The sequence below is a fragment of the Shewanella sp. 10N.7 genome (assembly GCF_020806285.1).
GTDB lineage: Bacteria > Pseudomonadota > Gammaproteobacteria > Enterobacterales > Shewanellaceae > Shewanella > Shewanella electrodiphila.
Genome location: NZ_JAJGZS010000005.1, coordinates 157,698 through 183,735 on the forward strand (window position 1 = coordinate 157,698; position 26,038 = coordinate 183,735).

Below are 26,038 nucleotides of genomic sequence, written 5' to 3' on the forward strand. Positions count from 1 at the left end.
TCTGAATTTTAAACAGATAAATCTATAATAGTGCCAACATTTTCAGAGGCCACATCAATGACTTCAGCAGATGCCTGAGCTTGAGTCACTGCTTGTTCAGCATCAATGATCGCAGACACTTTATCTGGTGATTGTGCAGCTTGAGAACTTAACGTAACGGTATCTTGTTCAACTTTAACTGGAGTCGTTGTAGTGGGCTCAGGCGCCGCGACAGCTGTCGTTGCTTGTGCCAAATCATTTTGGGCACTCTGTAAACCTTGTATTCCTGAAGTCATTGCAGAAGGTATTTGCATTTGATCATTCCTTTTTAAACCCAAATCTAACCGTGTATACAATAAATTTATTTACAACACTCACGTTAGACTTAACTCACTAATTGGTTAATTATCATCCATGAATACAAGTTTGTACAGTACTACAATGATGAACGTAAAAGTTAAATTAATGCCAAGCCCGCTCCCAATCTTTCCAAACTGGATTTAATCCTTTAATCTGCATTTTTTCAATCACTTGCTCAACGCTACGGTCGTCACTGATTTCAAATTGATCCAGTTGAGTATGTGGATTTTGATAACCACCAGGCTCAGTAGAGCTGCCTGCACTAATATTTGTCACGCCAAGCGGCAGTAAATTGTCTCTAAACTCAGGTGTTTCACGAGTCGACAGGCTAATTTCAAGCTGTGCATTAAATAATCTGAATGCGCAGATCATCTGTACCAAACCTTCATCAGTCAGTTCCACTTTTGGCGAAACGCCACCAGTACAAGGTCTTAATCTAGGCAATGAAATACTGTAGCGAGTGCGCCAATATTGCTTTTGTAAATAAGCTAAGTGATGACCCATCACAAAGGCATCAAGTCGCCAATCATCCAGTCCCAGCAACACGCCTAAACCGATTTTATCAACGCCAGCTGCAGCCACTCTATCTGGAGTTTCAAGCCGATAAGCAAAGTCTTTCTTTTTACCGCGAGTATGATGCTTGCTATAGGTATGCGGCTGGTAGGTTTCTTGATATACCATCACAGCATCAAGCCCTAACTCAACAAGCTCTTGATATTCAGGTTGAGTTAACGGCTGGACCTCTATCGCTACATAACTGAATGCTTGCTTCACTATGGGCAATACATGCTTAAAGTAGTCAATGCCAACTTTGGTTTCATGCTCCCCTGATACTAACAATATTGAATCGAACCCTCGCTGTTTAATGATCTTCATTTCAGCCAGCAATTCATTGTCAGACAAGGTTTTGCGCTTGAGTTTATTGCTCATAGAAAAGCCGCAATAATCGCATTCATTTGCGCAAAGGTTTGACAGATATAAAGGCAAATATAGCCCGATATTTGCACCAAAGCGCTGTCTTGTTAACTGGTAAGCTTGTTGTGCCATTTGCTCTATGTATGGTTTAGCAGCTGGTGATAACAATGCCATTAAACTGTCAATACTACCTTGTGGGTGATTGAGTGCACGCTTAACATCATCTGCCGTCGTGCTATATAGGCGCATTGATAAGTCATCGAGGTTTAACCGCTTAAACTGTTCAAGAAAACTCATTGGTAACGTAAACCTTTAATCATAAATTCAGAAAATTTGTCAATGGACTGGTGTGTTTTGCTTGTTTTTCCACATTGCCCAACCCTGCAAGATAAGCTTGTCTACCAGTGTTAACAGCTTGATTAAAGCATTTAGCCATCAGCACCGGATCGGCGCTACTGGCTATTGCAGTATTAACCAATACTGCATCTGCGCCCATTTCCATTGCTCTGCAAGCTTGAGATGGCGCGCCAATCCCTGCATCGATCACTACAGGAATGTTAGCTTGCTCAATAATAATTTCTAAAAAGGGTTCTGTGGCTAACCCTTGATTACTGCCAATTGGGCTACCGAGTGGCATAACAGCCGCGCAGCCTGCCTCTTCAAGCCGGTAACATAACACTGGATCAGCATGTACATAGGGTAAAACCATAAACCCTTTTGCACAGAGTATTTCGGCCGCTTTTAATGTTTCAATCGCATCTGGCATCAGATACTTAGGATCAGGATGGATTTCTAATTTAATCCATTTTGTCGCTAACATTTCACTGGCAAGTTCAGCAGCAAATACGGCTTCTTTAGCATTTCGAGCGCCTGCAGTATTCGGTAAAAGCTTTACGCCCATTTGCTGCAATGGTGTCAGTAAGTCATCAAAATCTTTATTGTGATCGATACGTTTCATCGCTAATGTGACTAATTGCGACTGAGAGGCTTCAATAGCCGCTAACATGGTCTTAGTGTCGGAGAACTTTCCTGTGCCCGTAAATAATCTTGAATCAAATTGGTGATCGGCAATAGATAGCATATTAACCACCTGCTACAGCTGAGAAAACATCAATTTTGTCACTATGTTGGCACTCAATCTGCGCCCAGCGACTCCTCGGTACCACTTGGTCATTAAGCACAAGTGCTAACGACTTTGGGTTCAGGTTTTTCAACTCTATTAATTGTAATAAACTTGAGTTGTAACCTAGCTCTTGAGCTAGTCCATTAAATTCAATTGTAATCATGTCAATTCCTACACTAATAACTTGTCCTAAATGCAACTTGGAGTGCAAATACAACAATCTGGGTCTTGTGACATTGTGACTTTTCGCCACTGTAAGTTATGGGCGTTAAATAAGTGCAACTGCCCTTTTAATCGATCACGTTGGCTTACATCACTTGTTAGCCAATTAAGTCCTAATAACGATTGCATCGATGCCATGGATAATAAGGCTGATGTTAATACGCCTGCTTGGGCACACGATTGACTGACATTGGAGTCATCGGGATAAAGACACTGATAACATCCTGAACCGTGAAAATTGCTCTGCTTGCTATGATCAATACAGAATAACTGACCGTTTGCCCCACTTATCGCAGCACTGATCAACACGCCTTTTGCATTTACCACCGCCTGATTAATCAATAATCGCGAAGCAAAGTTATCTGTACAGTCAAATACTAAGTCCACAGAATTGACTGAATCAACTGAATAAAAGTCTTCAGCTGTGAAGCGTTTACAGACGGCTGTGATTTTACAATCGCTATAAGCAGTACTCAGTTTCTGCCTTACAATGTTAACTTTAAGCTGACCAATGTCTTGCTCGTTGAACAGCAGCTGCCTTGGCAAGTTTGAAAGCTCAACAGTGTCATCGTCCATTAAAGTAATATGTTTAACGCCTGCCGCAGCCAGTTGCTGAGCCACGGCATGACCCAGCCCGCCAACACCAATAATTAACACTGAACTTTGTAATAACTTAAGCTGACCAAGTTCACCAATTTCAGGCAACAACACATGACTTGAATAACGGATATATTGTTTATCCGTTAGCTTACTCATCATCACTGTTCCCTTTGATCATATATTTACTGTCGTTAGGCTCTTTTTCATACTGACTTTTAGTACTAATACCAGTACTGTCACTGAACCACTGATGCGACAGTTGTTTAAATGCCGTTTCAGGGTAGTTAGCTTCAGTAATCGCCCTTACTACAGCAACACTGCGCACTGTTGTTGCTTTAACAGCATCGAGCACATGTTTATTAATCCCACCTATTGCTACCGTTGGACAAACAGGTTTAAGCAAAGCAGCATAATGCGCTAACTTAGCCAGTCCTTGCGGTGCTGATGGCATCACTTTCGTAGTGGTAGGAAAAATATGCCCGAGTGCGATATAAGACGGTTTTAACTGATGAGCTAATAAGATTTCAAAGATGCTGTGACTTGATAAACCCAGCGCAATACCAGCCTCTTTTATCGAGTCCAGGTTAGCCAATTCAACATCCTCTTGGCCTAAATGAACTCCAAAAGCACCATGCTTTAGCGCTAATTGCCAATGGTCATTAATAAACACTTGCGCGTTATAGTCTCGTCCTAACGTTATTGCTTGTTGAATTTGTTGCTCAATATCCTTAAGTAATAAATTGTCTGACTGCTTAATACGTAATTGAGCTGTGGTGCAATTAGCCTTAAGCAGCGCTTCGAGCATCACGACATCATTTACGACAGGGTAAATTCCAATCTCTTGTGATAACTGGGGAAAACCATTGTCATAGCAACCACTTTGCGTGGTTGAAGTAAATAAATCACAGGGCTGGTGATCATAATAAAAGCTGATAGATGGGTATAAACTAATATCTTCAGGCCAGCCTGTTTTAGCAACTGGGCCCGTACCTTGGCCATATTGCACGCTGTTGATTAAGCCTTTTGACACATAAGCTTTGGCCATCACAATCGCATCATGCAGCACATAACCATATGCCATAAAACAGGCAATAGCACTTGATAAAGTACAACCACTGCCATGATTATTATCAGTATCGATTCGTTGAGAAGTTAACCAAATCTGTTGATATTGATGTGACTCACTGACGCCATTGACCTGCTGACATACAAATAGATCACTAGCAGTTTCCCCTTGCCATGGTTCGGCATCACCACCTTTTGCAAGCACATTGCAACGTAAGAGTTGATTTAACGCTGTTGCAGCTTGATGAAAACCGACTTTAGAGTGGGGATTGGCTATGTTAGCTAAACCTTCTAGCCTAAATAACTCTGCAGCATTAGGTGTCACTAACGTCATCAGCCCTTTAAAAGGGCTAAAATCTAATTCGTCAGTTTGATTTAAACCATCACCACAGCTGGCCACCATGACAGGATCAACAATCACCGGCACAGTCTGATTTGCGATATTTCGCTGTCTAAAAGCATTTAGCCAGCAAGCAATTGCATTTAATTGCTGCTGATTAGCAATCAATCCTATTTTGATTGCTGCAGGTTGTAAATCGTCATAGAGCGCCGTCAATTGTGCTTCTAGCATCGCCTCTGAAACGGGTTCGACTAAATTAACTGCAACTGAGTTTTGCGCAGTAATTGTGGTAATGACACTGCAACCAAAACAACCTAAATCATTTATGGTTGCTAAGTCAGTTTGAATACCCGCGCCGCCGCCACTATCTGAACCTGCTATGGTCCAGACGATAGGCTTAGTTTGCAATTGCCCAGCTTGCACGGGCTTAGCTTGCACTTTTTTAAGGTCGTATGGCCTGTGCATGCTTACCCCTCAAGCTCTTCAAGCTCAGCCTCTGGGGTGACAAGCGGTTTGTCAGATACGGCGTGGTATAGTGCTGAACCTGTGGCTTTGAATTCTGCAGACTTCTTCGCCATCGCCGCATTAACTTCAATGACTTGTTTTTCAGCATTAGCATCTGAAACTTGTTTCGCTTTAAATTCGCTGGCATCCACAACTGATACTAGCTGCTCTGTTACTGCACTTTGTGCTTGTTTTTCTTGCTTTGCTGCATATTCTCTGACTTCTTGTGTGATTTTCATTGAGCAAAATTTTGGACCACACATAGAACAGAAATGGGCGACTTTGGCAGATTCTTGTGGTAAAGATTCATCATGATAAGCGCGGGCTGTATCAGGGTCTAAACCTAAGTTGTATTGATCTTCCCAGCGAAATTCAAAACGGGCTTTTGACAATGCATTATCACGTATTTGAGCGCCAGGATGACCCTTTGCGACATCTGCTGCGTGAGCTGCAATTTTATAAGCAATTAAACCTTGTTTAACATCTTCTTTGTTGGGTAAACCTAGGTGCTCTTTTGGCGTGACATAACACAACATAGCAACGCCATACCAAGCCATCATTGCAGCGCCAATGCCTGAGGTAAAATGATCGTAACCGGGAGCGATATCCGTCGTTTGTGGGCCTAAAGTATAAAATGGCGCTTCATCGCAATGGGCGAGTTGCTTTTCCATATTCACTTTAATCAATTGCATTGGCACATGACCAGGACCTTCAATGATGGTTTGCACATCATATTCCCAAGCCACTTTTACTAATTCACCTAAGGTTTCGAGTTCTGCAAATTGTGCTTCATCATTCGCGTCGGCAATACTGCCAGGGCGCATGCCATCACCTAAAGATAAAGACACATCATAAGCGGCGCAGATTTCACAGATCTCTTTGAAATGTTCATATAAAAAACTTTCTTTATGATGGCTTAAGCACCACTTCGCCATGATTGAACCACCACGGGAAACGATACCAGTTAACCGCTTGGCGGTCATCGGCACATAACGCAATAACACACCAGCATGAATAGTAAAGTAATCAACGCCCTGCTCTGCTTGTTCAATCAAGGTATCGCGAAATACCTCCCATGTAAGATCTTCAGCAACACCGTTCACTTTTTCTAACGCTTGATAAATCGGCACCGTGCCAATGGGTACTGGTGAATTTCGGATGATCCACTCTCGCGTTTCATGAATATAACGGCCAGTTGATAAATCCATAACCGTATCCGCGCCCCAGCGGGTAGACCAGACTAATTTCTCGACTTCTTCTTCGATTGATGACGTCACCGCAGAATTACCAATATTCGCGTTTACTTTTACTAAAAAGTTACGCCCAATGATCATGGGTTCAGCTTCTGGGTGGTTGATATTTAATGGAATAATTGCACGACCACGAGCCACTTCATCACGAACAAACTCAGCCGTAATTGGTTGTCCAATCACTGCGCCAAAGGCTTCACCTGGTGCTTTTTGCGTAAGGATTTCATCGGTAACTTGCTCACGGGCCATATTTTCGCGAATGGCAATGTATTCCATTTCTGGTGTGATAATACCTTGGCGAGCATAGTGCATTTGAGTCACACACTTACCCGTTTTAGCACGCTTTGGGGGAACTAACGCTTCAAAACGTAAATGATCCAAGCCATCATCCGCTAATCGTTGCTGAGTAAAATCAGAACTCACACCTGCAAGTTGCTCGGTATCTTTACGTTCATCAATCCAACTTTCGCGAAATTTGTTTAAACCTAATCGAACGTTAATTTCAGCATCGGGATCTGAATAAGCACCTGCACAATCATACACTTTGATTGGTGGGTTTTTCTCTGTTACTGGAGCATCGTCGCTGCCACCTAAAATGGTGTCTGTCTGATGAATTTGGCGCATACCGACTAATAAATCTTCACGGGATCCGCTTAAATATATTTTCTCGGAATTAGGGTGTTGTAGCGGCTTTAACGTATCAATGAAAGCCTGGGCTTGTTCACGGGTTTGACGACGATTTGACATTAGCAACCTCAAAATTAATGAAATAGAGTTGCTTGTCTGGAGAGGTGTGTTGATGACGAGCGAGTTATACATAACTCTGTAATTTGCATTTAATGTTTAAAAAACATCCATAAATTTTGGATACTCTTTTTGTATTTTTGGTCATTCTAAAGGTAAAGAACAATCAAAATCACACTGTATGTTTCAACATCAATTTCAACGTTTGTTGAATTAAATTGGACATAAACAATAAGAAGAAATAGCAAATTAACTGCTTGTTTCCTTCGCAGGTTTTAACCTGATCAGGTTCAACGGATCCCGAATAAACGGTCTCAGCCATAAGGCACTCCGACAAGATGCAAGCAGTATACTCAGCTAATGAAATAAAATACAAGTGAAATAAAGTCAGGCAAACACAAGAATCAATCAAATTAATTCACGCGATAAGCATTTGATATTAAGCAGAAATTATAGCTATGAATATCAAATTAATATATTAAGTGAATTATTATTAAGAGAAAAAGCAATGATTGGTTTCAAAAATGGATAAATAGTCAGCAAATGTTTAAGGTAATTGCACTTTAGATAATCTATTTTGAATTGCCTTGCTCAAGGCTTGCTTCATTTTTGCACTATCACAGGGCTCAGCAAAACCTAGACCTTCTGCATGAGGATTAATTTGCGTAGGTAATGGCACAATACGATAGCATGTCTCCCCATGTTTCATAATTCTATTGGGGTCTAATCTATGGTCAAGTGTGGTTGCTTGTCGCTTGTCTTCAATCTCGATAATTTCAATATCAAACATCTCAGGCGTGAGCTCGCTTAAACTTGCCCCACTCTTTGAGGTCGCTAAATGAGCTTGCTGTGAAATTAAAGTATTAAGTGCTTGCTGATTTAAGTTTTTCAATACTTGATGCTTAACTGCATTTGTTCCTGTAAATAAGTGTTGATTTAATTCTTTGTCTTTAAACAAATGGGAGCTTACATCATCATCCTTTTCTTGCTGTAAATACATGCTGTCTATATTTGCCCAATTAAAATCTTCTTTGGTTTCAATTATCGTATTGATTTCATAAATTTCTTTAACTTCAATTAATTGGTTATCAGATGAATTCATTTCAGGTAAATTAACAGTATTGATTTTAGTTTCTACACTTGTTGCATCATCAACTCGTTCCTCTATGACTTCCTCTTTGACTGCATCTTGTATTGTAATGGCGTTATCTTGTGGTTCAGTAGCTGTGTTATCAATTTGGGTTTCATTCACGTCTGAGGCTGACGTATCTTGATTGATTAGGCTGTCTAACTGCTCAGCAGTAATAAAATAAGCATTGATCTCTTTCGTTTCAGTTTGATTTTCTTGTTTCGAGGTGGCGATTTCTACGAAAATGTTGACTGTCTGTTCAGCAAGAACTAGCAATATGACAAAAGCTAAAATATGAGCAATTGCTACCATAAACACGGTTAGAGTTAACGATTTCCTTATCGTTTTAAATTTAGAAACGGTACCAATATCTTTTGCGGATGAATAATTTGATTGAGTTATTTTACTATCTAATTTAAAAGATTCATCAAGTTGAAATGGCTCATCAAAACTTAATGATTCGTTGTGGTTTTGGCTTGCTATGGCTAAGGCTAGAGAAAAGTTTAATTCAGAAAGCTCAATGTTATCGCTATCATTTACATATTGAGAAACGGCATCGCTAGCAATAATATGACTTTGAATATCTTCTGAACAAGATTGATTGAAATTTGTAGATTCGCTTAGGTTAATCTCTTCATTAAAATTTGCATGGGGCGAGTCTTGTTTTGATGAAGCACTATCCTTTACAGCAGCTAACGACGAAGTAGATAGCTCTTTTGTTAAAAGTTTAGGTTCATGCTTGTGGGTCATTTAGCGCATCCTATCGCCTTGGTGATTATAAAACGCTATAACGCTTTATCGCATATAGTGTAAAAAAGTTAGTGTTAAAAAATGTCCGTGTTAAAACGATTTATCAAGCGATGAATAAAGCATTGGTTTGATTGTCTAGTCTTGGTCAACCTAATCTCTGCTTACAGCTGCTGTCTCTAAAGGCTAATGCTACTGACATTCACTACAAGCATTCACTACTGTTTTAATCGCTGAATATTATCTGATACTCAATCTTTAAATTAGTTCAATAAAGCATCGAGAAGACCATAAAACACATAATACTTTGCTAACAAACTGAATTAATACACTTTTAAATTTAGCTTACACATGTACGCTAAAAATCTAGTGTTTTACAATTTAAGCTGTTACTCTAATTTTCCAATTAGTTTATTAAGTTGTATACCAAGATGTCTCTTGAGTTAAATGTGGCGCCCAAAATTGAAACTAACTCATGCTCTCAGTCTGACTATTGTGCGACTGAAGAGCTAGCAAACAGTGTCACCCATGGAATAGGAGTGTTAGCAGGCCTCGTCGCCATGGTGGCAATGTTAGTTAAGGGATCGACACATTTAAATACCACTGAGATGCTTGGCATCGGAATTTACGGTCTCAGTATCGTTTTACTATTTCTAGCATCAACTTTATACCATTCAAGCAAATCACAACTTTGGCGAAAACGTTTTAAAATGGCCGATCATTGTGCCATTTATACATTAATTGCCGGCACTTACACTCCCCTTATGCTGATTAGCTTAGACGGGGAACAAGCAAATATTGTTTTGGCTGCTATTTGGATACTTGCACTGGGTGGCATCATATTCAAGACACTTTTTATCGGCCGCTTCAAAGCCTTTAGTGTCATCCTATATCTCGTTATGGGCTGGTTATGCGTTACGGTTATGAATGATCTCATCAAAGGTATGACAGATTTAGGTTTTAATCTGCTATTAGCAGGCGGAGCCTTTTACAGCATAGGTGTCATTTTCTACATTAATAAGCGTATTCCGTATAACCACGCTATATGGCATTTGTTTGTACTCGCTGGCGCATTATCACACTTTTTGTGCATCTATTTAGCCGTGATTTAAATGCTCTGTTCAAATAAAACGTCACTTTAACTTTGCAAAGATTCCTATCAAGCAACTGATAGATTATGCTGTTGTTTTTGCTGTGATGATTATTGAATGAATCCGCTTTCGCCAAAACAAAAAATCTGGTTTATCGTCAACATGATCCCTGAAGGCAATGTACTTGCCTATGGCAAAGTTGCAGATTTAGCAGGACTTCCTGGTCGTGCTCGCTATGTATCTCGAGCACTACAAGAAGCACCACCACATTTAAACTTAGCTTGGCATAGAGTTATCAATAGCCAAGGTAAAATATCTTTTAAACTCAACACGATTAATTTCCAAAACCAACAAGAGCGACTAAGATCAGAAGGAATTGAAGTGAACAAAGGCAAAATTTCACTGTCAAAATTTGAATGGAAACCCGATATGGCGACATTGGTTTTATCGTTACCTTTTTAACTCTCTTACGTAGGTACTGCTTTGGTTAAATTATTATCCGATTTTTCGAATATTACTACGACAAATAACACTTCATTAACTGCAGTAGTAATAGCAGCCCTATTGCTGCAGCCTTTTTCACCCGTTAATGCCGAAACATCCCCTATCACCACAGCACAACAATCAGATAAACACACACAGAATATTGCCACAGACACAGAAATAGAACATTCACCTAACTACCTCAAGCCCCTTGCTGCTCACAATGCTGAATATAATGTTTACTATGGCAGTATTCATTTAGGCAAGGCTCGTTATCAACTGCCGGCCTCAGATAATGGTTACTATCAATATCGTTTCGATAGCGATGTCAGTTTATTGATGTTGTCTGATGTGCGTAATATTAGCAGCGAGTTTCAATTAGTAGAGGGTAAATTAAAACCTATCCGCTACATGAGCAAACGCTCAGGAACCGGTAGCGACTATAGTGAACAAACGGTATTCGCTGAAGGGCAAGGTGTTATTCATACTATATATAAAGACGAGCGCGAAAAGTTAACATTCGAAAGCAACATTCTCGATCCATTAATGGTGCAACTGCAATTTAGAATGGATATGTACAATCCTCCAGAAAAATTGCACTACACCATGGTCAAAGAAAAAGAGTTAGATGATTACGAATTTAAGATTGTTGGTAAAGAATTAATGACACTTGAAAGTGGCTCATACGACACCATTAAAATTGAAGTTGTCAGAACCAGCAAAAAACGTCAGACATTTTTTTGGATGGCACCTGATTTAGGCTACTTACCAATAAGGTTAAGCCATTTCTCAAAAGGCAGTAAACAGCTCGACATACAAATAGATAATTATCAATTTTTAGAGCCTATAGAAAACGAAACACTTGTACCTTTTACTAAATAGACTACAAAGCAGGTGTTTGAAACACCCCATATAATAGTAAAGTTTTTTACAGACGTTCTGGTACTAATATTTGTAGATTTAAATCTACATTTGCTCAATGTCCAAGTAATTAAGTTTTAACCAAAAAAAGTGACAGTCGATTATCGACTGTCACTTTTTATTATCACAAAGATATTTCTTCTATCACAAAGAGTTCAAATTAATATCTACAATCAGTTGCAGGCCTGAAGCTCACCTTGTCTGAATAGCTTCCATTCACCCGGTTTTAAAATATGCCACTCTTCATCTTTAGTTAGTGGTCTAGTAGCAATCACAGTGACCACATCGTTCGGTGTGGTTTCTTTATCAAAATCAATAACCACATCGGTATCAATTAACTTTGCTTTGCCAAAAGGTGCACGGCGGGTGATGTAACATAAGTTATTACTGCAATAGGTCATTAAATCGATCCCATCACTCAAAATCATATTAAACACACCAAGGGCTCTTACTTCGTCGGCTAACCCAGCTATAAATGTAAACACTTGATTCATATCTTCAGGTTGCTTAGAGCCAAATTCAACTAACACTTGTTCCATAATCCAACAAAATGCTAATTCACTATCTGTATCGCCAACCGGTTGAAAACGATTAACAACAAACTTTTCTTGATAATCAGATAACTGACCATTGTGAGCATATGTCCAATACTTACCCCATAACTCACGGGTAAAAGGATGGGTATTTTCAAGTGACACACAACCACGATTAGCCTGACGAATATGGCTAACCACTATCTCACTTTTAATAGGGTAAGATTTAATCAATTTGGCAATATGTGATTCACTGCTTGGACAAGCATCTTTAAAAGTACGGCTACCCTTGCCTTCATAGAAAGTAATTCCCCAGCCATCGACATGAGGACCAGTGACACCGCCTCTTTCAGCTAAACCTGTGAAACTAAACACAATATCAGTTGGAACGTTAGCGCTCATCGCTAATAACTCACACATGGGGAAACGCCTTAAAAAGTTTTATAAGTCATAATTTTATCTAATAACTATTGTACCTAGTGCAAAACATTTTTGGGATATTTTTATTGTAGAAAATATTTTAAACAATTGTTTGAAAAAACTTGTAATCGTGTGCAGTAAGGTTTAATTTTATGTGATAGAGGTCTGACCACAAGTCACTTCTGTGAATAGGATCATTAATTTGTAAGTGCTCAATTTTTGAATGCTTTAAGGAGAAAGACATTGACTACCCTGACTTGGATCATCGCCATGATCGCAGTGCTCGGCGCAGCCACTTATATGCGAGTATCGCTACTCACGGCTACCATCGCCGCTGCAGTCGTCATGCTAATTGGCAGCGTATTAGATATTGTTGGTATCGTGGCATGGATTGTTTTTTTAGTCTTAGCACTACCGCTAAACGTAAAATCATTTCGCCAAAACTTCATTTCACGTCCATTGCTTAAAGTCTATCAGGGCATCATGCCTGAAATGTCTTCAACAGAAAAAGAAGCAATCGAAGCTGGAACCACATGGTGGGAAGCTGATTTATTTGCCGGTAACCCAAACTGGAATAAATTGCACAATTACCCTAAAGGGCGTTTAACTGCAGAAGAACAAGCCTTCCTAGACGGCCCTGTTGAAACTGTGTGTAAAATGGTTAACCAGCATCAAGTTTCTCATGAGTTAGCTGACTTACCCCAAGAAGTATGGCAATACCTGAAAGACGAAGGTTTCTTTGCCATGATTATCAAGAAAAAATACGGTGGTCTTGAATATTCTGCTTACGCTCAATCACGTGTATTACAAAAACTTGCTGGTTTAAGTAGTGAACTTGCTTCAACAGTAGGTGTACCAAACTCGTTAGGCCCTGGTGAATTATTGCAGCACTATGGAACGCCAGAGCAACAAGACCACTACTTACCTCGTCTTGCAAAAGGTTTAGAAGTACCTTGTTTTGCATTAACTAGCCCAGAAGCTGGTAGTGATGCTGGCGCCATTCCAGATTTTGGTGTGGTATGTAAAGGGGAATTTGAGGGCGAAGAAGTGTTAGGTATGAAACTAACATGGAACAAACGCTACATCACCCTAGCCCCTGTTGCTACTGTATTAGGTTTAGCATTTAAATTACGCGATCCCGATGGCTTATTAGGTGATACTGAAGATCTAGGCATTACTTGTGCGCTTATCCCAACGGATATTCCAGGTGTTGAAACAGGTCGCCGTCACTTCCCACTGAACTGTATGTTCCAAAACGGCCCAACGCGCGGTAACGAAGTCTTTGTACCATTAAGCTTCATCATCGGTGGCCCAGAAATGGCAGGTCAAGGCTGGCGTATGCTGGTTGAATGTTTATCGGTTGGTCGTGGTATTACTCTACCTTCAAATTCTGCTGGTGGCATAAAAACTGCTGCTCTCGCAACGGGTGCTTATGCACGTATTCGTCGTCAATTTAAGCTTCCTATTGGTAAGCTTGAAGGCATCGAAGAGCCAATGGCACGTATCGGTGGTAATGCTTACCTTATGGACGCTGTAAGCTCTCTTACGACTGTAGGGATTGGTTTAGGTGAAAAGCCATCGGTTATTTCCGCCATCGTTAAATACCATCTTACCGATAGAATGCAAAAGTGTGTTATCGATGCGATGGATATCCACGGTGGTAAAGGTGTTTGTCTTGGCCCGAATAACTATTTAGGTCGCGGCTACCAAGCAGCGCCAATTGCAATTACTGTTGAAGGTGCAAACATTCTTACCCGCTCGATGATCATTTACGGTCAAGGTGCGATTCGTTGTCATCCATATGTACTTGCTGAAATGGAATCCGCTTTTGATACCACATCAGGCAAAGGACTAAGTAACTTTGATAGTGCCATTTTCGGTCATATCGGATTTGCCATGTCTAACTTTGTTCGAAGCTTCTGGATGGGTGTGACATCAAGTCATTTCTCTAAATCACCATATAGCGATAAAACAAAACGTTACTATCAGCAGATGAACCGTTTCAGTGCTAACTTAGCCTTATTGTCAGACTTGGCAATGGCCACTTTAGGCGGCAACTTAAAACGTAAAGAACGTATTTCAGCACGTTTAGGTGATTTATTAAGTCAGCTATACCTAGCATCAGCAACGCTTAAACGTTATGAAGACGAAGGTCGTTTAACTGAAGACTTACCATTAGTACAATGGGCGGTTGAAGATTCACTTTATAAGTTACAAACGTCATTAGATGACTTATTAGATAACTTCCCTATGGGACTAGGTTTTGCACTGCGTGCTGTTATCTTCCCGTTTGGTCGCCCTCTTAAGCGTCCTAGTGATGTACTGGACCATAAAGTATCAAAGATTATGCAAACTCCGTGTGCCAGCCGAGACCGCTTAGGTCAAGGCCAATTCTGGACGCCTTCAGAGCACAACGTAGTGGGTATTCAAGAACAAACCTTACTGGATATTCTGGCTTCAGAGCCATTGTATGACAAGGTATGTAAAGCAGCAGGTAAACGTCTACCATTCATGTGGTTAGATAAAATTGCTGCAGAAGGTAAAGCACTTGGCGTGTTAAGCGATGCTGAAGTTGCATTACTCGAAAGAGCTGAAGTTGGGCGTTTGAAATCAATTAACGTTGATGATTTCGACTCAGAAGAACTAGAAGCAAAAACGGCTGCTGTTGCGAAACAAATACAAGCAGCGTAACGTTTTAGTCTATTAAAGCCAAAGGGAAAGCATCTGCTTCCCTTTTTTATGCCTCTAATTAAAATAACGATAGCGCAACTGCCAACATAACTTAAGTCATCTTTTTATTATTTAGTTGGTCAAATACCAAACCTCATTTCAAGCGCTGTGCCCAATTACCGTTATGCTGCGCCTCACATCGTGTTTCACTTTCAAACACGATTTGTTTGGCTTGTACTTTAATGCCCTGTTGCAATAATTTATGGGTGATTAAGTTTTGAATAAAAGTATCTTCTTTGCTCAACGCTAATTGAGTGAGCTGCGGATCATTTTCAAAAATACACACCACTTTTAACGACGCAGGGAAAGCATTGAAATTAACAGTATGGGTTAACCATTCAAATCCTGAACATTGCTCGAGTAATACCTCGCACACCTCTGTCAGCGTATCTCTAATTTGATTATCTAATTTTTTGTCGGTCTTTTTCATCTGCGCTCTACTTGGTACTTGATTGTGACAGCATATAGCTATTATCCATTGATTTTGAGCTTAGTCATTATTTTACGACTAACGTTAACTATCGGAACATATCACATGGGATTTATAAACAATGAGATATTCATTTATGCTTAGTAGTCATAAATAGAAAACAATAAAAAGCCAGTTACGAATAACTGGCTTTTAAGTTTGCTAATTAGCTCTTCAGTTTTAATATAGCTTAATTAATCATTTGAAAGTTCTTGTTCAAGCTGTTTTGTGATCGCATCTGGTGAGCTACTATTACGGGCGAATATACTATACGCCACAGGTATCACAAGTAGTGTAAAGAACGTGGCTAACAATATGCCTGAAAGTACCACCACACCAATAACAAAGCGGGTTTCTGCACCTGCTCCGCTCGACATAACTAAGGGTATTGCGCCAGCTGCTGTCGTAATACCTGTCATCAAGATAGGACGTAAACGCTGGGATGATGCTTGAATTACCGCATCATCAAACGCAATCCCTTTATCACGTAATTGGTTGGCAAACTCAACGATTAAAATACCGTTTTTAGCCGCAAGCCCCACCAGCATGATAATCCCGATTTGGCTGTAGATATTGATACTTTGATCAGTAAACCACAGGCCAATTAACGCGCCTAAAGTGGCTAGCGGAACCGTTAACATAATCACCATTGGATGCACATAACTTTCAAATTGCGCAGCCAACACCAAGAACACAATCCCTAATGCCAACACAAAGACAAAGTACATTGAACTACCAGAACTTTGATAATCTAAAGACTGGCCTTTGTAACTGATAACAGCTTCAGCAGGTAAATAAGTATCCGCAATATCATTCATATAATCTAATGCTTCACCCAAACTATAGCCATCGGCTAAGTTAGCCTCTATGGTAATAGCCCGCATTCGGTTATAGCGGTTAAGTGAACTGGCATCAGCGTACTCTTCCACTGTCACTAAATTTGATAAAGGGACTAACTCACCGCTTCGGTCTGAACGAACATAAATATTTTCAAGATCCGTTGCAGTGTTTTGATTTTCACGATTACCTTCAATAATCACATCGTATTCTTCACCATCGCGCATGAAGGTAGTGACTAATCTAGAACCTAACATCGACTCTAACGTGCGACCAATATGCGAAATTGATACACCTAAATCTGCTGCGCGATCTTTATCAATCGCCACTCTCAACTGCGGCTTAGTTTCTTTGTAATCATGATCAAGACCCGCAAGCATTTCGTTCTCACCTGCTTTTTCAATCATGATGTCACGCCACATTGCGAGTTCTTCGTAACTTGGACCACCTAATACAAACTGCACAGGTTTACCCACACCTCGACCAAAGGCTTGACGCATGATCGGGAAAGCTCTTACACCAGCTAAGTCAGATATACGCGAACGGATGTCGGTAATGATTTCATTCGCTGGGCGACGCTCAGCCCAATCTTCAAGTACGATAATGGCCATACCATTAGAGAAGTCAGCACCAGATCCAAAACCACGTGGTGCTCGAATTAACAAACGCTTGATATCTCCAGATTCAACCAAAGGCATTAAGCGACCTTCGATTTCATCCATATACTTTTCAATATATTCAAAGCTTGCACCTTGTGGGCCATTAACCACTAAGAACATCGAACCGCGATCTTCTTGTGGTGCAAATTCTTGCGGGACTTTATTAAGCAAATAACCACTGACAGCAAATGCAGCAACAACAATTAAACCGATAAAATAAGGTTGTTTAATGGCAGATTGCAGATTGGACTGGTAGATATTAGTGACAAAATCCATCATGGCATCGACTTTACGCACTAACCAAGATGATTGACCCGCAGGTTTTAGTAACTTAGAACACATCATTGGGCTAAGTGTCAGGGCGACTAAGCTTGAAAACATCACAGCTGCACTCATGGTGACAGCAAATTCTTTAAATAGTTTTCCTAAATCACCATCAAGGAAACTAATCGGCATGAACACTGCGATAAGTACCAAGGTTGTTGCAACAACAGCGAATGCCACCTCACGTCCACCAAGGTATGCCGCTTTTAATGGAGAATCGCCTTGCTCAATTCGGCGGTGAATATTCTCCAGCATCACAATCGCATCATCTACTACCATACCAATGGCTAAGATCATCGCCAAAAGGGTTAATAGGTTAATGGTATACCCAAGTGTATATAACACGATAAACGTGCCCATAAGTGATACAGGAACGGTTAACGCAGGTATCAGCATGGCGCGCACGCTACCTAAGAACAAATAAATCACAATGATCACCAGTATCATTGCAATAAACAGCGTCTGATAAACTTCTTTAATCGATGCTTCAATAAATACTGAACTGTCGTATGAGCGTTTTATCTCCATTCCTGCAGGTAATGTAGGATTGATTTCATCCACTAACGCATTGGCAGCACGTGCCACTTCTAAAGTATTTGAGGTAGATTGTTTAGACACGCCTAAACCAATCATCGACTCAGTATTACCACGGAACATAATCCGCTCTTCTTCAGAGCCAATTTGTACCTTAGCAACATCACCTAGCCTCACCAAATAGCCATCATTACCTTGTGTAATCACGAGATTGGCAAAGTCTTGTTCTGTTCTAAAACTTCTATCCACACGGACAGTAAAGTGACGCTCTTTAGATTCAATGGACCCCGCTGGTAATTCTACGTTTTCTGAGCGCAGCGCAGATTCAACATCAGCTACGGTCAAATTTCGAGACGCTAGGGCTTGTCGGTCAATCCAAATCCGCATTGCATAGACTTTACCGCCACCTAAACGAATATTAGCCACGCCATCGACCACAGAAAAACGGTCAGTTAAATAACGGCGCGCATAATCGGTGAGCTGCAATGTGGTCATTTGATCAGAGACCAGGTTTAACCACATGATGACTTCATCACCACCATTGGCTTTTTCAACCTCTGGTGGATCGGCTTCTTCAGGTAAGTTATCCAGTAAACCTGAGATTCTGTCACGTACATCATTGGCAGCCGCTTCAATATCACGGCCAACATCAAATTCTAATGTGACAGATGAGCGCCCGTCACGGCTACGGGAGCTAACATGCTTAATCCCTTCTACGCCGCTAATCCTATCTTCAATTAGTTGGGTAATACGGCTTTCAACAACCGAGGCACTCGCACCACGATAGCGGGTGTCAATCGATACCACTGGCGGGTCAATATTAGGGTATTCTCGTAATGGCAATTTTTCAAAAGACACTAAACCAAGAATGATAATCAAAATACTGATAACAGAGGCTAATACCGGTCTTTTTACAGAGATATCAGTTAAAATCATGCCGCATTCTCCGAACCAGCGACCTTGGCAAAATTAAATGCTTCAGCTGCTTCAGTTTTCACTTCATCGCCCGGTCTGACTTTAAGTAAGCCACGAATAATGACCGGCGTACCAATCTCCACGCCGTCGATGATTTCTACCCAGCCACGATTACGGATCCCAAGCGTTACTGGCTTTTGCTCTACCACATTTTCATCGTTAACTATGTATACGAACTGTTTAGATTGGATGGGGATAATCGCAGATTCTGGTAATAATAAGGTTTCTCGATTTTGTTTAATCAGTTTTACTTTCATTAACATGCCTGGCAATAAAGCAGCATCGGCGTTATCAATGATGGCGCGTACAATCACTGCGCGCGTTGAAGGGTTGACGCGACTATCGATTGAAGTCACAACGCCTTTAAAAATACGATCAGGAAAAGCGATGGCTTTTGACTCAACACTTTTGCCTAACTGTAATTCTTGAATAAAACGCTCAGGTACTGAAAAGTCGAGCTTAATCTTGCTGACATCATCTAAGGTGGTGATTTGAGTGCCAGGAGACACTAGCGAACCGACACTGACTTGTTTAAGCCCTAAACGGCCAGAGAACGGCGCATGAATGGCTCTATCTTCTAATGCCGCTTTAGCTTGCTCAAGTTCTGCGCGAGTGGTGTCGATTAAAGTTTGTAACCTATCTCGCTCAAGTTCCGCCACTGTTTTACTGGTCACAAGACTTCGGATTCGGTCAAGTTCGCGCAGATGGTCTTTCACTTTGACTTCTGCTGCTTGCACTTTGGCGAGTTGTTCACGGTTACGAAGTTGAACCAGTAAGTCGCCCTTCTGTACTTTTTCACCGTCGTTAAAATTGATTGTCGCAATTTGCTCAGTCACTTTAGGGGTAATGGTAATAGATTCGAAAGCCTTGTTTGTACCAATCGCTTCCACTTCATCACGCACAGGTAACATGGCAACTTTGGCCACAACAACATTCGGAATAGGTTTAACACGCTCTTTGGTGTTACTAGGAGATAGAGTCGATTGGTAGCCGAACCAAGCTAGACCTAATGCAACGAGTAATATAATTATTTTTTTCATCGGAATTCCGTTCGTCAAACTCATATACAAAATGTTAAAAGGATTGAAGCAAACGTTAGTTTACCCAGCAGCAAGCTGGTATCAAGGCGTTTTACCTTTACTTACAAAATACACATTTCATTAACACTTGGTTTTGTACGATTAAAACTGAATTACAGTTCACATATTAGCGGTTATCACCTCTTATGTAGATTAATTCAAACTAAATAACTATATATTTAGCCAAATTAAGCATAAAAAAAAGAGACACATAAATGTGTCTCTTTGTAATAAATTGATGCATTTTAAAGCAACATCAAATAATTATTTACTTTATAGCCTATCGTACTTTACGGTCTGCTTTCATCGCTTCGCTTAATACGCGGTAAAGCTCAGTAATAACTTCGTTATCTAACGGCTCACCGGCAGCATCTTTAATAAAGATTTCTGTTTGTTCTTTGTCTGCTGTTTCAACAAGTTCAACACGATAGTTACCACGTTCTAACGGTAATTTATCTTCGCCCCATAACGAGCTCCAGAATCCGCCGCTTTCTTCAAGAACGATGTAATAAAGGCCTTTAGCTGAGTTCATATCAACAATATCAAAACCTAGCTCAGGCATAACGATACGCAAACGATCCCATGTTTTTGTATAATCAGCTTCAGCAATCCAGAAAGCGCCTCTTTCTTCAGTTTCAGCAACGAGATCTACATCAATCCCTAAACTCTGTTCAATACGGTCAGCTTTGATTTGCTTTTCACGCTTAACACTCATATAAGCAATGGTGTTATTGAGCATATCAATGGTGTAACGACGTTGGTCTTCACCGCTTAAAAAGATTTCTTGTTCTTCGCCGTCATAAGATTCTTCATGTTCTACAAGATCGATACTCATGCTACCTGAACGGCCATGAGGACTCACGTCAACATCGTAGCGGTAGCGTTGACGAAGTAAATAAACTTTGTCATCACCAAACCAGCTTGTTTCGATAACGTCTTTGTTCTCAATCCAACCCGTTTCGAGAACACCAGCTTCATAATCTTCTTTTTCGATAGCAACATCGTACTTAGCTAAGAAGCCTTTAAGATTTTCGAACACTTCTTGCTTAAGGTCTTTTGTGCTTGCGATAGATTCAACGATAATTTTAATATTATCGGTGCCTTCTTCGACACGGGTACCTTCAGACATCGGCAGAACTAATAATGGAGGACGGATATCTAAACGTTTACCAATCAGTTCTTTGTTTACGCCTTCACCAGCTTTAGGGATATCATATTCACGACTGTACGTCGGTTCAGTTAATCCTTCTGGAATGGTAAGAAGTGGTACTTCTTTGGCATTAGTAAAATCTTCACTACCATTTGCAACTCGACGATCTGTCGGCGTACTACACGCTGTAACGGCAGCAATCAGTAAAATTGGGGTGACTTGCTTCAACATTTATCGGTTTACCTCTATATGGGCTTGTTTCATCGCTTCTAACAACAGACCATGAAACTGCTCAGAAAGTTCAGTTAAAGGTAAACGAATATGCCCTTGACTGATTAAACCCATCTGATGTGCAGCCCATTTAACCGGAATTGGGTTAGCTTCACAGAACAAATGTTCATACAGTCCTTTCATCGGCAAATTAATGCTTTCTGATAGTGCATGATCGCCTGCTAATGCAGCGTCACACATTGCTTTGAATGATTTTGGTACAATATTATTCGCAACAGAAATTACGCCGTCACCGCCTAATAATAAAAAGTCACGAGCAGTAGCATCATCGCCACTGTATAACTTAAAGTCATTACCACAAAGTTCACGTAATTTAGCCACACGGGTCAAATCACCGGTCGCTTCTTTAACGCCAATAATGTTACTCACTGAAACTAATTCAGCTACCGTTTCAGGCAACATATCAACTGATGTTCTGCCTGGCACATTATATAGAATTTGTGGGATATCAGTACAAGCAGCAACCGCTTTGTAATGAGCAATTAGGCCCTTAGGTGAAGGCTTATTGTAATATGGCGTAACCCCAAGCATACCAACGATACCTGAGTCGGCCATAGATTGGGTCAACTCAATGGCTTCAGCCGTTGCATTTGCGCCGTTTCCGCCAATAACAGGTATTCTGCCAGCAGCAAATTTAACGGTTTGAGCAACCACTTGTGCATGCTCTTTCATTGGTAGAGTCGCTGACTCTCCAGTGGTACCCACGGCTACAATCGCATCTGTGCCTTGGTCAATATGAAATTCTACTAGTCTTTCTAGACTGCTGTAATCTACTGTGCCATCACTATTCATAGGTGTGATTAAGGCAACGATGCTTCCGTTTATCATCTAAATTCCCCAAGGTTTCAGGATTCGCTATGTTACTTATGCCTACTACTAATGACAAGCATTAACGGGGCTCTCAAATGCATTTCTACAAAACTGTAAAATTATCGACTTATTTAAACACTTTTTTAGAATTTATATCTTATTTAATACATGCAGAAATAAACTTTATTTCCTTACAAATCAATACTTATTAATTATAAGTGTCTCAACATACCACTTTTCAGACAGTTTATAGCCTATTACGTACATACTTATGTGGTTTAGTTCTAGTTATGTTAGCATTACGCTCCGCAAAAAAACTTTGCGTTAGTTCGCTAGTTTACGCTCTATGATATCGAAAAAGTGAGGAAAATCCATGACCAACTATCTGGTCGTTACTGCTATGGGTGCAGATCGCCCTGGTTTAGTAAGTCGCCTAGCCCGTTTAGCAAGTGAATGTGATTGTGACATCGTCGATAGCCGTATGGCTTTATTCGGTAATGAGTTCACACTCATCATGATGATTTCAGGTTCTTGGGCTGCAATCACTAAGATAGAAACCTTGTTACCAGGCTTAAGTGTTGAGCTTGAGTTACTCACTGTGATGAAGCGTACCTCCAAACATACGCCTAAGAATTTTGTTTCTCGTATTGAAGTCAGCGTTAATGGCCAAGATCAGCGCGGCACGATGAAACGTATCACTGAATTCTTAGCTGATCGTTCTTTAGATTTAGCTGCTGTGCGTTCTCATGCTGATGATGACAACTTAACTCAAACAATTTTGTTCACGATTAACGTTCCTGAAAAAGTTGATCTAATAAAGCTTGAGAAAAGTATTCATGAACTCGCAACTGAACTCTCTTTAGATTGTTCAATCAATCATATGCAGGCAAGTGAAAAATAAAATAATTGAATAAGGACTTTACATGAATACCCTAACCGTTGGTGATTTAGCACCGCAGTTTTCTCTACAAAACCAATTTGATGAAACTATCTCTTTAACGGATGCATTAAAAGAGGGGCCAGTATTAGTCTATTTTTACCCAAAAGCGTCTACTCCAGGTTGTACAGTTCAAGCTCAAGGTTTACGTGACAGTAAAGCGGAACTTACCAACCACAAGGTTACTGTTTTAGGGTTAAGTCCTGATCCTGTTGCTAAACTGCTTAAGTTTAACGACAAACAAGAGCTTAACTTCTCGTTATTGAGTGATGAAGACCACGCTATCGCCGATGCATTTGGCGTCTGGGGCGAAAAGAAATTTATGGGTAAAATCTACGATGGCATCCATCGTTTAAGTTTCTTAATTGGTCAAGACGGTAAAGTGGCGCACGTGTTTGATAAATTTAAAACTAAAAATCATCACGAAGTTGTCTTATCAGTTATCGCTGAGCACTAATCACAGAAAAGTATCACTTTGAATTAATTCAAATACTTATACTAAAAGGCTTCGTTAACACGAAGCCTTTTTTGTTACTGATTATTGATTCATTATAAACTGACTTTTAGTCTTGAGGCTTATGTTGACTGTTGGACGGTTTTTTATCCGTTGCTTGCGTTTCATTTTGCTCAGCTTGTTGTTTTTCCGCTTGCCTTTTTTCTGCTAGCAGTTTTGCTTCTCTATCAGCCACTTCTTTTAAGTTACGTTGGATGACGTCCTGTTCTTGGGCCTCTTGTGGTAACAAGCTGATGAGCTCGATGCCTATCGGTAAGTCTTGCTCAATACCTGAGACAATTTTTACTTTTTGATCTTTAGTCAAATAAATTAATGGCATTGCAGTTTCGCCATAACGAGATTTAAAGTCTTCCAACGTAAAGTTTTCAGTGATGTTAGTCACCTTGATGACCGCACCTTTAGCCATATAACTGGCAATTCGTGCATATGAGACAGACTCACCAAATAAGCATAAACGTTGTAAATATGATTCAGACAATTGATGTCTAGCACTTCCGCCTTCAGCATTATTTAAACCATAAACTTTTTCACTGCCAAAATAGTCCTGAAAATGAAAACTCACTAGTGGGTTTAATTGTCGATAAGGTGACAGGATTAGTACTCGGCCTATACCGCTTAAGTCCATAAAGTTATCGGCATGCTCTGAAGCTGGGTTGCCAAAATACACTGGAATATTTGCCATACGCGCTTGACGAATATTATCCCAGTTATTATCAGCAAGCATGACTTTGACATTTTTCTCAGTTAACACTTTAGCTAACTCACGTGAAAATTTAGATGCGCCAAATAACAGTAAACCTTGTGACGAATCCGCTTTAACGCCTAAAAATTTAGCCCATGGGCCTGCAGTCAAACTTTGAATAACGACTGTACCGATAATAATTAAGAAAACTAATGGTACAATTGAGCTCGCGCCGTTAACCCCTATAGCTTCTAGTTTTATCGCAAATAGTGATGAGATAGCTGCTGCAACAATACCGCGCGGTGCAACCCAACTTAAAAACCATTTATCAGAGCGGGACAAGTTAGTGCCAATGCCTGAAATCCAAATGCTTAATGGTCTCGCCACCAGCATTACAACCATTAATACACCAATGCCACCCCAACCCAGATCTAACATGGCTGTTGAATTTAATCTTGCAGCTAATAAAATAAAAAGTGCAGAAATTAACAGTACCGTTAAAGTTTCTTTAAACTCTAAAATATCCGCAATATCCACGCCGCGCATATTGGCCAGCCAAATTCCCATCACGGTTACAGTCAGCAGACCTGATTCTTCTTGAATTAAGTTAGAACCAACAAACATGCCTAGCATGATGGTTAGCACAGCCGTATTTTTAAGATAATGGGGAAAGACATTGGTTCTTAACGCGACACCAATTAAATAGCCAGCTATAGCGCCCAAGCCAAAACCCAGTAGTAAAGTAATACCTAATGCTGACAATACATGAGTGGTGGGGTCTGCAGCGGCAGCAACTGCGATATATTCATAAACTAAAACCGCAAGAATTGCGCCAATTGGGTCTATCACAATGCCTTCCCATCGCAATATACTGGCAAGGTTTGATTTAGGCCTTACTGTCCGCAGCATAGGGACAATAACCGTTGGCCCTGTTACCACAACTAACGCACCAAATAACAGTGCCATAGGCCATTCAAAGCCCAATAACCAATGTGCTGCAGGGGCAATACATGCCCAAGTGATAAAAGCACCAAAAGTGACTAAATTCGTCACCATGCGGCCGTGATCTTTAATTTCTTTAAAGTTAAGCGTTAATGCGCCTTCAAACAGGATGACTGCAACCCCTAAAGAAATAATAGGAAACAGTAAATCACCAAAAATGGCGTCTGGATTTAAAATGTCTAAACCGGGTCCTAACAAAAGTCCACACAGCAATAACGGTAAAATTGCAGGTAATCGTAACTTCCAGCCGATCCACTGACACAATAAAGACAACACACCAATGAGTGCGAGCATGCCTGTGATGTGTTCCACCATGTATATATCCTTATAAAAGCGCTAACGTGCTTAGCTGTATCTTTGCCGATGTTCTTTGTATTTTACTTACAGTAATAAAATACTAAATACCTAAGTAGAGCAAGTGATAATTAATAGATTAGACGCATTTAATTAAAGATTCATTAACATCATAAGGTGTTGATTTGAAATACGTAAAAATTAAGCAAACTGTGAAAGGTAAATTTTGAGCACAAAAAAGCCCTTGTCATATGACAAGGGCTGATCTGTTTGGCGGAGCGGACGGGACTCGAACCCGCGACCCCCGGCGTGACAGGCCGGTATT

At 40.4% G+C, this 26,038-nt stretch carries 21 protein-coding genes and 1 riboswitch; of the genes, 6 read left to right on the forward strand and 15 right to left on the reverse strand.

The genetic code is table 11. The features are described from left to right. Nucleotides 1-8 precede the first annotated feature (8 nt). The 8 genes from LMH66_RS05050 to LMH66_RS05085 all read right to left on the reverse strand — a co-directional run bounded on the left by LMH66_RS05050 (nt 9) and on the right by LMH66_RS05085 (nt 8,981). Nucleotides 9-293, reverse strand: a complete 285-nt coding sequence (locus LMH66_RS05050; RefSeq protein ID WP_229368788.1) for a chemotaxis protein — start codon at nt 291-293, stop codon at nt 9-11. Nucleotides 294-441: 148 nt separating this feature from the next. After that, nucleotides 442-1,551, reverse strand: coding sequence for a 2-iminoacetate synthase ThiH (gene thiH / locus LMH66_RS05055; protein WP_102526074.1), 1,110 nt, complete (start codon nt 1,549-1,551; stop codon nt 442-444). A gap of 19 nt (nt 1,552-1,570) precedes the next feature. Continuing rightward, nucleotides 1,571-2,335, reverse strand: coding sequence for a thiazole synthase (locus LMH66_RS05060; RefSeq protein ID WP_229368789.1), 765 nt, complete (start codon nt 2,333-2,335; stop codon nt 1,571-1,573). A gap of 1 nt (nt 2,336) precedes the next feature. Then, nucleotides 2,337-2,540 (reverse strand): sulfur carrier protein ThiS, encoded by a 204-nt coding sequence (gene thiS, locus LMH66_RS05065; protein WP_102526076.1) that lies wholly within the window; start codon nt 2,538-2,540, stop codon nt 2,337-2,339. 26 nt (nt 2,541-2,566) lie between these two features. After that, entirely contained in the window at nt 2,567-3,358 is a 792-nt protein-coding gene (locus LMH66_RS05070) for a HesA/MoeB/ThiF family protein (RefSeq protein ID WP_102526077.1), read from the reverse strand. Then, nucleotides 3,348-5,069, reverse strand: coding sequence for a thiamine phosphate synthase (gene thiE / locus LMH66_RS05075; RefSeq protein WP_229368790.1), 1,722 nt, complete (start codon nt 5,067-5,069; stop codon nt 3,348-3,350). Before thiE ends, LMH66_RS05070 begins: the two co-directional genes overlap by 11 nt. A 2-nt stretch (nt 5,070-5,071) precedes the next feature. Further along, nucleotides 5,072-7,105, reverse strand: coding sequence for a phosphomethylpyrimidine synthase ThiC (gene thiC / locus LMH66_RS05080; protein WP_229368791.1), 2,034 nt, complete (start codon nt 7,103-7,105; stop codon nt 5,072-5,074). Nucleotides 7,106-7,346: 241 nt separating this feature from the next. Continuing rightward, a riboswitch (TPP riboswitch) is annotated at nt 7,347-7,445 on the reverse strand. 204 nt (nt 7,446-7,649) lie between these two features. Then, entirely contained in the window at nt 7,650-8,981 is a 1,332-nt protein-coding gene (locus tag LMH66_RS05085; protein ID WP_229368792.1) for a hypothetical protein, read from the reverse strand. 428 nt (nt 8,982-9,409) lie between these two features. Between LMH66_RS05085 and trhA the strand changes: the two genes are divergently transcribed. The 3 genes from trhA (at nt 9,410) to LMH66_RS05100 (ending at nt 11,434) form a co-directional block, all read left to right on the forward strand. Then, the gene (gene trhA, locus LMH66_RS05090; protein WP_102526081.1) at nt 9,410-10,090 is read left to right on the forward strand and encodes a PAQR family membrane homeostasis protein TrhA; all 681 of its coding nucleotides are present in this window, start codon (nt 9,410-9,412) and stop codon (nt 10,088-10,090) included. 96 nt (nt 10,091-10,186) lie between these two features. Then, nucleotides 10,187-10,531 (forward strand): MGMT family protein, encoded by a 345-nt coding sequence (locus tag LMH66_RS05095; RefSeq protein WP_102526082.1) that lies wholly within the window; start codon nt 10,187-10,189, stop codon nt 10,529-10,531. Between the two features lie 183 nt (nt 10,532-10,714). Next, entirely contained in the window at nt 10,715-11,434 is a 720-nt protein-coding gene (locus LMH66_RS05100) for a DUF3108 domain-containing protein (protein WP_420709401.1), read from the forward strand. Nucleotides 11,435-11,646: 212 nt separating this feature from the next. Here the strand turns inward: LMH66_RS05100 and LMH66_RS05105 are convergent, their stop codons facing one another. Next, complete coding sequence (locus tag LMH66_RS05105) at nt 11,647-12,426, reverse strand: class II glutamine amidotransferase (RefSeq protein WP_229368793.1); 780 nt, start codon at nt 12,424-12,426, stop codon at nt 11,647-11,649. A gap of 243 nt (nt 12,427-12,669) precedes the next feature. On the opposite strand from LMH66_RS05105, the gene fadE reads away from it, so the two are divergent. Beyond that, nucleotides 12,670-15,117: an acyl-CoA dehydrogenase FadE gene (fadE, locus tag LMH66_RS05110; RefSeq protein WP_102526084.1), complete on the forward strand. Its 2,448-nt coding sequence runs from the start codon at nt 12,670-12,672 to the stop codon at nt 15,115-15,117. A gap of 133 nt (nt 15,118-15,250) precedes the next feature. Here the strand turns inward: fadE and LMH66_RS05115 are convergent, their stop codons facing one another. The 5 genes from LMH66_RS05115 to dapA form a co-directional block, all read right to left on the reverse strand. Next, nucleotides 15,251-15,586, reverse strand: coding sequence for a Fis family transcriptional regulator (locus tag LMH66_RS05115; RefSeq protein WP_229368794.1), 336 nt, complete (start codon nt 15,584-15,586; stop codon nt 15,251-15,253). Between the two features lie 233 nt (nt 15,587-15,819). Further along, on the reverse strand, nt 15,820-18,915 hold the full coding sequence (locus tag LMH66_RS05120; protein WP_102526086.1) for an efflux RND transporter permease subunit: 3,096 nt from the start codon (nt 18,913-18,915) through the stop codon (nt 15,820-15,822). Beyond that, nucleotides 18,912-19,994: an efflux RND transporter periplasmic adaptor subunit gene (locus LMH66_RS05125; RefSeq protein ID WP_102526087.1), complete on the reverse strand. Its 1,083-nt coding sequence runs from the start codon at nt 19,992-19,994 to the stop codon at nt 18,912-18,914. Before LMH66_RS05125 ends, LMH66_RS05120 begins: the two co-directional genes overlap by 4 nt. A gap of 319 nt (nt 19,995-20,313) precedes the next feature. Continuing rightward, the gene (gene bamC / locus LMH66_RS05130) at nt 20,314-21,414 is read right to left on the reverse strand and encodes an outer membrane protein assembly factor BamC (protein ID WP_102526088.1); all 1,101 of its coding nucleotides are present in this window, start codon (nt 21,412-21,414) and stop codon (nt 20,314-20,316) included. Then, nucleotides 21,415-22,302 carry a 4-hydroxy-tetrahydrodipicolinate synthase gene (dapA, locus tag LMH66_RS05135; protein ID WP_229368795.1) on the reverse strand — a complete coding sequence of 296 codons (888 nt, stop codon included), beginning with the start codon at nt 22,300-22,302 and terminating at the stop codon, nt 21,415-21,417. 355 nt (nt 22,303-22,657) lie between these two features. Here dapA and LMH66_RS05140 point away from each other — a divergent pair, with 355 nt between their 5' ends. Together LMH66_RS05140 and bcp are read left to right on the forward strand one after the other, a co-directional pair. After that, the gene (locus LMH66_RS05140; protein ID WP_102526090.1) at nt 22,658-23,185 is read left to right on the forward strand and encodes a glycine cleavage system protein R; all 528 of its coding nucleotides are present in this window, start codon (nt 22,658-22,660) and stop codon (nt 23,183-23,185) included. 22 nt (nt 23,186-23,207) lie between these two features. Then, nucleotides 23,208-23,678, forward strand: a complete 471-nt coding sequence (gene bcp / locus LMH66_RS05145; RefSeq protein WP_229368796.1) for a thioredoxin-dependent thiol peroxidase — start codon at nt 23,208-23,210, stop codon at nt 23,676-23,678. A 106-nt stretch (nt 23,679-23,784) separates the two neighbouring features. Here the strand turns inward: bcp and LMH66_RS05150 are convergent, their stop codons facing one another. Beyond that, on the reverse strand, nt 23,785-25,734 hold the full coding sequence (locus LMH66_RS05150) for a cation:proton antiporter (protein WP_229368797.1): 1,950 nt from the start codon (nt 25,732-25,734) through the stop codon (nt 23,785-23,787). Nucleotides 25,735-26,038 lie beyond the last annotated feature (304 nt).

What these genes read in the sequence shown, in the direction of transcription:
- LMH66_RS05050 (WP_229368788.1), bottom strand. Translation starts at nt 293, where the DNA reads ATGCAAATACCTTCTGCAATGACTTCAGGAATACAAGGTTTACAGAGT.
- thiH (WP_102526074.1), bottom strand. Translation starts at nt 1,551, where the DNA reads ATGAGTTTTCTTGAACAGTTTAAGCGGTTAAACCTCGATGACTTATCA.
- LMH66_RS05060 (WP_229368789.1), bottom strand. Translation starts at nt 2,335, where the DNA reads ATGCTATCTATTGCCGATCACCAATTTGATTCAAGATTATTTACGGGC.
- thiS (WP_102526076.1), bottom strand. Translation starts at nt 2,540, where the DNA reads ATGATTACAATTGAATTTAATGGACTAGCTCAAGAGCTAGGTTACAAC.
- LMH66_RS05070 (WP_102526077.1), bottom strand. Translation starts at nt 3,358, where the DNA reads ATGATGAGTAAGCTAACGGATAAACAATATATCCGTTATTCAAGTCAT.
- thiE (WP_229368790.1), bottom strand. Translation starts at nt 5,069, where the DNA reads ATGCACAGGCCATACGACCTTAAAAAAGTGCAAGCTAAGCCCGTGCAA.
- thiC (WP_229368791.1), bottom strand. Translation starts at nt 7,105, where the DNA reads ATGTCAAATCGTCGTCAAACCCGTGAACAAGCCCAGGCTTTCATTGAT.
- LMH66_RS05085 (WP_229368792.1), bottom strand. Translation starts at nt 8,981, where the DNA reads ATGACCCACAAGCATGAACCTAAACTTTTAACAAAAGAGCTATCTACT.
- trhA (WP_102526081.1), top strand. Translation starts at nt 9,410, where the DNA reads ATGTCTCTTGAGTTAAATGTGGCGCCCAAAATTGAAACTAACTCATGC.
- LMH66_RS05095 (WP_102526082.1), top strand. Translation starts at nt 10,187, where the DNA reads ATGAATCCGCTTTCGCCAAAACAAAAAATCTGGTTTATCGTCAACATG.
- LMH66_RS05105 (WP_229368793.1), bottom strand. Translation starts at nt 12,426, where the DNA reads ATGTGTGAGTTATTAGCGATGAGCGCTAACGTTCCAACTGATATTGTG.
- LMH66_RS05115 (WP_229368794.1), bottom strand. Translation starts at nt 15,586, where the DNA reads ATGAAAAAGACCGACAAAAAATTAGATAATCAAATTAGAGATACGCTG.
- LMH66_RS05120 (WP_102526086.1), bottom strand. Translation starts at nt 18,915, where the DNA reads ATGATTTTAACTGATATCTCTGTAAAAAGACCGGTATTAGCCTCTGTT.
- LMH66_RS05125 (WP_102526087.1), bottom strand. Translation starts at nt 19,994, where the DNA reads ATGAAAAAAATAATTATATTACTCGTTGCATTAGGTCTAGCTTGGTTC.
- bamC (WP_102526088.1), bottom strand. Translation starts at nt 21,414, where the DNA reads ATGTTGAAGCAAGTCACCCCAATTTTACTGATTGCTGCCGTTACAGCG.
- dapA (WP_229368795.1), bottom strand. Translation starts at nt 22,302, where the DNA reads ATGATAAACGGAAGCATCGTTGCCTTAATCACACCTATGAATAGTGAT.
- LMH66_RS05140 (WP_102526090.1), top strand. Translation starts at nt 22,658, where the DNA reads ATGACCAACTATCTGGTCGTTACTGCTATGGGTGCAGATCGCCCTGGT.
- bcp (WP_229368796.1), top strand. Translation starts at nt 23,208, where the DNA reads ATGAATACCCTAACCGTTGGTGATTTAGCACCGCAGTTTTCTCTACAA.
- LMH66_RS05150 (WP_229368797.1), bottom strand. Translation starts at nt 25,734, where the DNA reads ATGGTGGAACACATCACAGGCATGCTCGCACTCATTGGTGTGTTGTCT.